This is a genomic window from Bordetella sp. (genome assembly GCF_051960075.1).
Classification (GTDB): Bacteria; Pseudomonadota; Gammaproteobacteria; order Burkholderiales; family Burkholderiaceae_B; genus Bordetella.
Genome location: NZ_JBQCER010000013.1, coordinates 1 through 6,647, shown reverse-complemented (window position 1 = coordinate 6,647; position 6,647 = coordinate 1). Strand labels below are relative to the sequence as shown.

7 protein-coding genes are annotated in these 6,647 nt (G+C 68.5%); 5 read left to right on the top strand and 2 right to left on the bottom strand.

What is annotated here, in order from left to right; all coding sequences use genetic code 11:
* The 5 genes from pcm to rlmD all read left to right on the top strand — a co-directional run.
* A partial coding sequence (gene pcm / locus ACTHJ1_RS01665) for a protein-L-isoaspartate O-methyltransferase (protein ID WP_440186764.1) occupies positions 1-535 on the top strand: 535 nt, incomplete at its 5' end.
* A gap of 17 nt (positions 536-552) precedes the next feature.
* Positions 553-1,482, top strand: a complete 930-nt coding sequence (locus tag ACTHJ1_RS01660; protein WP_440186762.1) for a peptidoglycan DD-metalloendopeptidase family protein — start codon at positions 553-555, stop codon at positions 1,480-1,482.
* Positions 1,483-1,491: 9 nt separating this feature from the next.
* Positions 1,492-2,271 carry a 3'-5' exonuclease gene (locus ACTHJ1_RS01655; protein WP_440186760.1) on the top strand — a complete coding sequence of 260 codons (780 nt, stop codon included), beginning with the start codon at positions 1,492-1,494 and terminating at the stop codon, positions 2,269-2,271.
* A 146-nt stretch (positions 2,272-2,417) separates the two neighbouring features.
* Positions 2,418-3,035: a hypothetical protein gene (locus tag ACTHJ1_RS01650; RefSeq protein WP_440186758.1), complete on the top strand. Its 618-nt coding sequence runs from the start codon at positions 2,418-2,420 to the stop codon at positions 3,033-3,035.
* A gap of 189 nt (positions 3,036-3,224) precedes the next feature.
* The gene (rlmD, locus tag ACTHJ1_RS01645; RefSeq protein ID WP_440186756.1) at positions 3,225-4,610 is read left to right on the top strand and encodes a 23S rRNA (uracil(1939)-C(5))-methyltransferase RlmD; all 1,386 of its coding nucleotides are present in this window, start codon (positions 3,225-3,227) and stop codon (positions 4,608-4,610) included.
* Between the two features lie 71 nt (positions 4,611-4,681).
* Here the strand turns inward: rlmD and cueR are convergent, their stop codons facing one another.
* Positions 4,682-5,074, bottom strand: coding sequence for a Cu(I)-responsive transcriptional regulator (gene cueR, locus ACTHJ1_RS01640; RefSeq protein ID WP_440186754.1), 393 nt, complete (start codon positions 5,072-5,074; stop codon positions 4,682-4,684).
* 16 nt (positions 5,075-5,090) lie between these two features.
* Positions 5,091-6,647: copper-translocating P-type ATPase (locus ACTHJ1_RS01635; RefSeq protein WP_440186752.1), on the bottom strand; the 1,557-nt coding region annotated here is incomplete at its 5' end.

Genomic DNA, 6,647 nt, shown 5'->3' with positions numbered 1-6,647 from the left:
TTTCGTCGACGAAGCGCTGGCCAGCCGCGCCTACGAAGATGCGGCCCTGCCCATCGGGCACGGCCAGACCATCTCGCAGCCCTGGGTGGTGGCGCACATGCTGTCCATCGTTTGTGAAAATCGCCAGCCGGCGCGCGTGCTCGAGGTCGGCGCGGGCTGCGGCTACGAGGCCGCCGTGCTGGCCCAGTTCGTGCGCGAAGTCCACGCCATCGAGCGCATTCGCGGCCTGTACGATCTGGCGCGCGACCGTCTGCGCAGTCTGCGGCTTACATCGCGCATCAGATTGACACATGGCGACGGTATGCTGGGCCAGCCCGGCGCCGCGCCATTCGATGCTATCGTTGTGGCAGCGGCGGGCCTGGCCATTCCCCACGCCCTGCTGGAACAATTGTCCCTGGGCGGTCGCCTGATCGCCCCCGAAGGCGGCGCCGAGCAGAAGCTGGTGCTGATGGAGCGCACCGGGCCGGCCAACTGGAGCCGACGCGAACTCGATGCGGTGCGCTTTGTGCCATTGAGGGCCGGAATACAATCTTGAGCAAACAGGAGAATCGTATGCTCGACGGGCAGTTTGCACCGAATAACGCAATACCGCCTGGCGCGTCCGCGCGCTGTACCCGCCGAATCCTTCCCTTGGCCGCCACCTTGGCGGCCGTGTTGGTTCTGGCCGGCTGTGCGTCCACATCCAACCAACCTGCGCCCATCGTCAGTTTGGACCAATCGTCCGCCGGCGGCGCGGCCCCCGGCGGAACTTACGTCGTCAAACCCGGCGACAGCCTCTATGGCATCGCCCGGCGCAACAACGTCGACGTCGGCAGCCTCGAGCGCGCCAACGGCATCACCAACCCCAATCATCTGACTGTCGGCCAGGTGCTGACCCTGCCGGGCAGCGGCGCGGCCGCGCCCACGGGGCCGATGGGGGCTGCGCCGGTGGCGCCTCCCGCCTCCAGCAAGCCGCTCGAGCCGGTGCCGCTCGAACAGCCGCCGCAGAACGGCGGCCAGCCGCCCGGGCCGCCGCCGCAGCAAGCGCCCGGCAGCCAGGCGGTGCCCGCCGTGCCGCCGGCCTCGGCGCCGGCGCGCGCGAGCGATGCCAATCTCATCTCCTGGGGTTGGCCTGCCCAGGGCTCGGTGATCCAGCAATTCAGCCCGCCCAAGAACCGCGGCATCGACATCGCCGGCAAGGCGGGCGATCCGGTCTATGCCGCGGCCGACGGCAAGGTCAAGTATGCCGGCAACGGCATTCCCGGCCTGGGCAATCTGGTCATCATCGAGCATTCCAACGGATTCATGACGGCCTATGCGCACAACCAGACGCTGCTGGTCAAGTGCAATCAGGTCGGCCAGGACAAGGGCTGCCCCAACGTCAAGCGCGGCGCCAAGATCGCCACGCTGGGCGAGACCGACGCCGCCACGCCCATGCTGCACTTCGAAATCCGCAAGCAGGGCGAACCGGTCGATCCCATGCAGTACCTGCCCGCGCGATAAGCGGCCGACATGACGCCCACCCTGGTCTTCGACCTCGAAACCCTGCCCGACGTCGCCGGCTTGCGGCGGCTGAACGGCTGGGGGGCCGAGATATCCGACCTGGAAGTCGCCGAGCGAGCCTTTGCCGCGCGGCGCGAGGCCACAGGCAGCGATTTCCTGCCGTTGCATCTGCAGCGCGTGGCGGTGGTGGGCTGCGTCTTTCGCGACGATCAGGGCTTTCGCGTCAAGACGCTGGGCAACCCGGATGACCCCGAGCCCGTGCTGCTGGCCGGTTTCTTCAAGACCATCGAGCGATACACCCCGCGGCTGGTGAGCTGGAACGGTTCCGGCTTCGACCTGCCCGTGCTGCATTACCGCAGCCTCATCCATGGCGTGCCGGCGCCGCGCTACTGGGACACGGGCGACGACGACCGCGACTTCAAGTACAACAACTACATCAGCCGCTATCACAATCGCCACATCGATCTGATGGATCTGCTGGCCAAGTACAACGGCCGTGCCAATGCGCCGCTGGACGATCTGGCCAAGCTCTGCGGTTTTCCAGGCAAGCTCGGCATGGACGGCGGCAAGGTCTGGGAAGCCTGGAACAACGGCCAGGCCGATGCGGTGCGCGCCTATTGCGAGACCGACGTGGTCAACACCTGGTTGGTGTATTGCCGCTTTCGCTTCCTGCGCGGCGAACTCGATGCCACGGCCTATCAGGCCGAAGTCGACCTGGTGCGCGACACGTTGGCCGCCAGCGACGCAACGCACTGGAAGGAATATCTGGCGGCCTGGGACGCCGCCTGATCGCCCGGGGCAGGGCGCCGCGTTCGCGGCCTGCCCGTGCAATCTTCCTGGCAATCGACTGAAACCGCGCAATCACGGGTGAAATCCACCCGTAACGGCGCGGTTTGCACAATGAGGCTGTGTTTCAACTCTTCGAGGAGCTCCTCATGACCCGTTTCCCCCTTCGCGTCTCTGTCGCCGCCCTGGCTTTGGCCGGCGGCGTCGGCGCGACCTGCGCCTATGCCCAGTCTGCTCCGCCGCCGGCCCCGGCCCCGCACGCCTGGCAGCATGGTCCCAAGCACGATATGCACAAGATGTGGCGCGATGCGATGATGATTCCCGGCCTGGGCCCCATCGGCAAGCATCAGGTGCAGGAGCTCAAGCTCACCGCGGCCCAGCAAGCCCAGTTCAACGAAGCGCAGAGCGCGCAGCGTGCGCTGTTCGCGTCCCGCCGCGACGCCATGACCCGGCAGCACGTGCTGCTGGACCAGCAGGTGAGCGCCGGCAAGCTCGATCCCCGCGCCCTGGTGAGCGCGAATGAAGCTGACCAGCAGCAATTTCAGGCGCAGGCCGACCAAGTGCGGGACAAGTGGCTGGCCGTCTGGGATGGTCTGAGCGATGCGCAGCGCACGCAGGTGATGAGCTTTGTCAAGGCGCGCGAAGCCAAGATGCAGTCCATGCGCGAGCGCTGGCAGGAGCACAAGGGCGGCAAGGGCCCGATGGGCCGTCCCGCCGCGCCGCCACCCGCCGGCGCCCCGAACGCGCCGGCGGGCACTGCCTCCTGATTGCGCCGCCTGGCCTTCGCGCGGTAAAGACCAGCCCCCGTGGGTCCGAAAAGACCCCGGGGGCTGCGCTCTTTTACAATGCTCGGTTGTCTATCTGGATAGCCGAAATGAAACGACTCCTACGCCCACTTTGTTCGTTGCCCCCGAGAGGGCGTGTCGGCGCCTTGGGAGCGGCCCGGCGGAGCAGTCATGCCTGAAGTTCTGAATATCGAATCCCTGGATCTGGAAGCCAGGGGAATCGCCCGCCGCGAGGGCAAGGTCGTTTTCGTGGAGGGCGCCTTGCCGGGCGAGCAGGTGCTGGCCACGTCGGTGCGGCGCAAGCCCTCGTACGAGATCGCGCGCGTGGACGAGGTGCTGCAGCCCTCGTCGCAACGCGTCGCGCCGCGCTGCCCGCATTTCGGCGTATGCGGCGGCTGCGCCATGCAGCACCTGGAGCCCTCCGCCCAGGTGGCCATCAAGCAGCGCGCCCTGGAAGATACCTTTGCCCATATCGGCAAGCTCAAGCCGGAGCGCATGCTGCCGCCGCTGCAGGGCCCTTCCTGGGGCTATCGCTATCGCGCCCGCCTGTCGGTGCGCCTGGTGCCCAAGAAGGGCGGCGTGCTGGTGGGTTTTCACGAGAGAAAGAGCAGCTATGTGGCCGATATGCGCGAGTGCCACGTGCTGCCACGGCACGTGAGCGACCTGCTGATGCCGCTGCGCGCGATGATCGCGTCCATGTCGGCGCCGGACCGCATGCCGCAGATCGAAGTGGCGCTGGGCGACGGCGTGACCGTGCTGGTGCTGCGCCATCTCGAGCCGCTCACCGACAACGATCTCGCCGTGCTGCGCGCCTTTGCCGCCGAACACGACGTGCAGTGGTGGCTGCAGCCCAAGGGCCCGGACACCGTGCATCCGCTCGACCCCGCGCACGCCGACACGCTGGCCTATGCGTTGCCGGAATTCGGGCTGCGCATGCCGTATCGGCCCACGGATTTCACGCAGGTCAACCACGCCATCAACCGCGCGCTGATCTCGCGTGCGCTCACGCTGCTGGACCCGCAGCCTAGCGATCGCGTGGCGGATCTCTTCTGCGGCCTGGGCAACTTCACTTTGCCGCTGGCTACCCGGGCGCGCGAAGCCGTGGGCGTCGAAGGCAGCAAGGCCCTGACCGACCGCGCCATGCAAGCCGCGCAGCGGCACGGCCTGGCGGGCAGCACGAGCTTTTCCACGCTCAACCTGTTCGAGGTCAACGTCGACTGGCTGCGCGGCCTGGGCCATTTCGACCGCATGCTCATCGACCCGCCGCGCGAAGGCGCGCAAGCCGTGGCGCAGGCCCTGTCGCTGCTGTCGCCCGCCGAGCGCCCCCAACGCATCGTCTACGTGTCGTGCAACCCGGCCACGCTGGCGCGCGACGCGGCGATCATGGTCCACGAAGGCGGCTACGCGTTGCGGATGGCGGGCGTGATCAACATGTTCCCGCATACGGGCCACGTGGAATCGATCGCGGTGTTCGAATCGCAAGACGAGGCGGCCGTGCTGGCCGCCCAGGAACAGGCGGCGGCCAAGGCGCGGCAGGCCGAGGCGGGTGCTCTATAGCCGCAGCCCGCCGATGCGGCATCGACATTGCGCAGGGCGGCCCTGGCGGCGAAATAACTCGACCTCGGCGGCTAGAGCACCCTCTCCAGCTCCTCGATGATCGGACACTCCGGCCGATCATTCCCATGGCAATGCCGCGCCAGATGCTTGAGCGTATCGGCCATCTGCTGCAACTCCGCCGCCTTGCGCTCGAGCTCCTCCACATGCTGCAACGCCACCCGCTTGACGTCCGAGCTGGCGCGCTTGCGGTCGCGCCACAAGGCCAGCAGCTCATGCATCTGCTCCACCGAAAACCCCAGCCCGCGCGCGCGGCGCACGAAGCGCAAGGTGTGCAGATCCTGCTCGGTGTAGGTCCGATAGCCCGATGCCGTGCGGCCGGCCGGAACGATGAGGCCGATCGACTCGTAATAGCGGATCATCTTGGCCGAGATGCCGGTGGCCTGGGCGGCTTGTCCGATATTCATGCGAGGTCCTCGAGATTCAAGCGCCCGCTCGCGCGGGCCGGAAGGTTCTCAGCCGCAGGGCGTTGCTGACGACGAACACGCTGGACAGCGCCATGGCGCCCGCCGCCAGCATGGGCGAGAGCAGCACGCCGAAATGCGGATACAGCGCGCCGGCCGCCAGCGGAATGAGCGCGATGTTGTAGACGAAAGCCCAGAACAGGTTCTGCCGGATATTGCGCAGCGTGGCGCGGCTGAGCGCGATGGCGTCGGCCACGCCGCGCAAATCCTTGCCCAGCAGCACGACCTGCGCCGCCTCGATCGCGACGTCGGTGCCGCTGCCGATGGCCAGGCCCACGTCGGCCGCGGCCAGCGCCGGCGCGTCGTTGATGCCGTCGCCGACGAAGAGCACCTTGCGGCCGCTGCGGCGCAGATCGGCAATGGCCTGCATCTTGCCTTCGGGCAGCACTTGCGCGCGCACGTCGTCCACGCCCAGCTGCCGCGCCACGGCCTGCGCCGTGTCGCGGTGGTCGCCGGTGATCATCGCGGTGCGCAAGCCCTGCACGTGCAGAGCCGCAAGGGCGGGCGCGGCTGAAGGCTGCAGCGGGTCGGCCACGGCCGCGGCGGCGCGGATGCGGTCGTCGATGGCGACGTAGATCGGGGTCTTGCCGGCGCGGGCCCAGTCCACGGTCAACGCAGACAAGACCGAAGCGTCGATGCCGCGTTCCGTCATGAGACGCTCGGAGCCCGCCAGCAAGACATGGCCATCGACCCGCGCCGAGATACCCGCACCGGTGACGGCCTGGAAATCCGATACCGGCAGCAGTTCGAGGCCGCTTTCCTGGGCATGCGTCGCGATGGCGCGCGCGATCGGATGTTCCGAGCGCCCTTGCGCCGAAGCCAGCAGGCGCAAGGCTAACGACCCGTCCTGCGCGGCGCCGTTGCCGGCGAAAGCGCGGCGTTCGATCCTGCCGGCCTCGTCGACCTCGGCCCAATCCGTCAGCGCCGGACGGCCCAGCGTCAGCGTGCGTGTCTTGTCGAAGGCCACCACATCCACGTCGCGCAGCGCCTGCAGCGCATCGCCCTGGCGGAACAGCACGCCCAGTTCCGCGGCGCGGCCGGTGCCCACCATGATGGAGGTCGGCGTGGCCAGGCCCATGGCGCAGGGACAGGCGATGATGAGCACGGCCACCGCGCTGACCAGCGCATGGGTCAGCGCGGGCGCGGGCCCCCAGATCATCCAGGCGGCGAAGGTGGCGAGCGCCGCCGCCAGCACGGCCGGCACGAACCAGCCGGTGACGCGGTCGACCAGGGCCTGGATGGGCAGGCGCGTGCCCTGCGCGGTCTCGACCATGCGGATGATGCGCGCCAGCGCGGTGTCGGCGCCCAGGTGCGTAATGCGCAGCGTGAAGCTGCCGGTCGTGTTGAGTGTGCCGCCGGTGACCGCCGCATCCACGGCCTTGGCCACAGGCACGGGCTCGCCGGTCAGCATGGATTCGTCGACGTACGAACTGCCTTCGATCACCACGCCGTCGGCGGGGATGCGCTCGCCGGGCCGCACCAGCACGGCATCGCCCACGCGCAGCTGCGCGATGGG

Coding starts and splice junctions, on each gene's coding strand:
- rlmD (WP_440186756.1), top strand. CDS start 3,225: ATGCCTGAAGTTCTGAATATCGAATCCCTGGATCTGGAAGCCAGGGGA.
- cueR (WP_440186754.1), bottom strand. CDS start 5,074: ATGAATATCGGACAAGCCGCCCAGGCCACCGGCATCTCGGCCAAGATG.
- ACTHJ1_RS01655 (WP_440186760.1), top strand. CDS start 1,492: ATGACGCCCACCCTGGTCTTCGACCTCGAAACCCTGCCCGACGTCGCC.
- ACTHJ1_RS01660 (WP_440186762.1), top strand. CDS start 553: ATGCTCGACGGGCAGTTTGCACCGAATAACGCAATACCGCCTGGCGCG.
- ACTHJ1_RS01650 (WP_440186758.1), top strand. CDS start 2,418: ATGACCCGTTTCCCCCTTCGCGTCTCTGTCGCCGCCCTGGCTTTGGCC.